2 protein-coding genes are annotated in these 1,902 nt (G+C 79.2%); both read left to right on the top strand.

Annotated features, from left to right (window positions below; all coding sequences use genetic code 11):
• Window positions 1-329, top strand: a 329-nt coding sequence (locus RI554_11370) for a hypothetical protein (GenBank protein MDR9392614.1), incomplete at its 5' end; no start/stop codon positions are given.
• On the top strand, window positions 330-1,902 hold a 1,573-nt coding region (locus tag RI554_11365), incomplete at its 3' end, for a VWA domain-containing protein (GenBank protein ID MDR9392613.1).

Genomic DNA, 1,902 nt, shown 5'->3' with positions numbered 1-1,902 from the left:
CCCGGCTCGGCGAGGCTGCGGCGGCCGCCGACCCGCGCGCCGCCGCCCGCGCCGCCCTCGACGCCATCCGCGCTCGCAGCGCCGCCGGTCCCCGAGCGCCCCACCCGCCCCCCTCCGACCCGGCCGGCGTCGACCTGCTCGCCCTCGACGCCGCCGTCGACCCCCGCACCGCCCCCGACGCGGTCGCCTGGGACCGCGTCCCCCTCCTCGACGGCGTCGAGCTGCACGTCCGCAGGGACGTGCGGCTCCCCGCCACCATCGACGCCCGCCAACGCCTGCTCGACCACGTCGTCCGCCAGATCGTGCTCTACGCCCAAGGGAGGGACTGAATGCCGGAGAACGACCGCACCGACCCGCACGCCACCCCCGACGCCACCCCCGCCACGACGGCGCACGCCCGGAGCCACGCCGCCGGCGGCGGGACCGTGACCGCCACCCTCCGACCGCTCGTCCCGGACGGCCTCCCCGCGGCGGGCGGCACGGTTCCCGTCCTCCTGCGTCTCGAGGGGCACCTCGAGGACGGTGCACGCCCCGCGCGCACCCCCCTCGATCTCGCCCTCGTCCTCGACCGCTCCGGCTCGATGCGGGGGGCGCCGCTCGAGGCGGCGCGGCAGGGCGCGCACGACGCGATCGACCTCCTCGAGGACGGCGACCGGGTCGCCCTCGTCACGTTCGACCATGAGGTCGAGCGACGCGCGCCCCTCACCGAACTCGGGTCGGACCGCAGCGCCCTGCACGCGGCGGTCGACGACGTCACGGCGCGCGGACGCACCGCCCTCCACGGTGGCTGGACCGAGGGTGCGCAGGCGCTTGCCGACCACCTGGACCCTGCCCGACGCGCCCGCGTCCTCCTCCTCACCGACGGCCGCGCCAACGTCGGCGTCACCGACCCCGCGACGTTCGCCCAGGACGTCGCCGACCTCCACGCCACCGGGATCGCCACCAGCACGCTCGGGGTCGGCCCGCGCTTCGGGGAGGACCTGCTCGCGGCCCTCGCCGAGGCCGGCGCCGGCCGGTTCGGCTACGCCGAAACCGCGGGCGACGTCCGCGACGCGGTCGTCGCGGAGGTCGTCGGGGCCGACGCGACCGTCGCCCGGGACGTTCGCGCCCGGACCGCCGACGGCGACCCGCGGGTCCACCTCGCGTCGGTCCTCGGTGCGTACGGCGTCGACGGCGACGCGACGGTCCTGCCCGACCTCGTCGACGGCCTCCCCCTGGACGTCCTGGCCGAGGTGGAGGTCGCGCCCGGCGACCCCGCGACCGACGTCGACGCCGGCACCCTGGTGCTCACGTGGACCGACCCCACCGGCGCCCCCGCCGCCGTCGACCTCGATCTGCGGGTCGCCCTCCTCGACGACGCCACGTACGCCGCCGCCGCGCGCGACGACGCGGTCGCGGCCGCGGACGCCGCGCACCGGATCGCGGCCCGCCGCGAGGTCGCGCTCGACGCCGCCCGGCGCGGCGACCGCGCCGCGGTCGCGGCGGAGGTCGCCGCGATGCGCGCCCTCGTCGCGGACGCCCCCGACGTCCCCCCGATCCGCCGTCACCGGGCGGCGATCGACCGCATCGCCGACGCGCTCGAGCGGGGCGACGTCGGCGGCGCCCGCAAACGCATGCGCGCCGAAGCGGAGCGCCGCCGGACCGGCTTCGAGCGCGACGACCTCCTGGCGGGGGACGCCTACGACGCCAAGCGCGCCGCCCTGGAGCAACGTCGGGCCGAGCGGGCGGCCCGCGCGACCGGCGCGTCCGACGTGTCGGCGCCTGCGAAGCCGGCGCCGGCGTCCCCGAGCGATCCGACCCGGCGTCCCCCCGAGCGCACCCGCTCGGTGCCCCGCGACGGTGGGGGGACGGCGGAGGTCCGGCTCGTGATGGGGGACCTGACCGAGGCGGCCGTGGACGCGA

Source organism: Trueperaceae bacterium (assembly GCA_031581195.1).
Lineage (GTDB): Bacteria > Deinococcota > Deinococci > Deinococcales > Trueperaceae > SLSQ01.
This window is presented reverse-complemented; position numbering and strand designations above follow the sequence as displayed.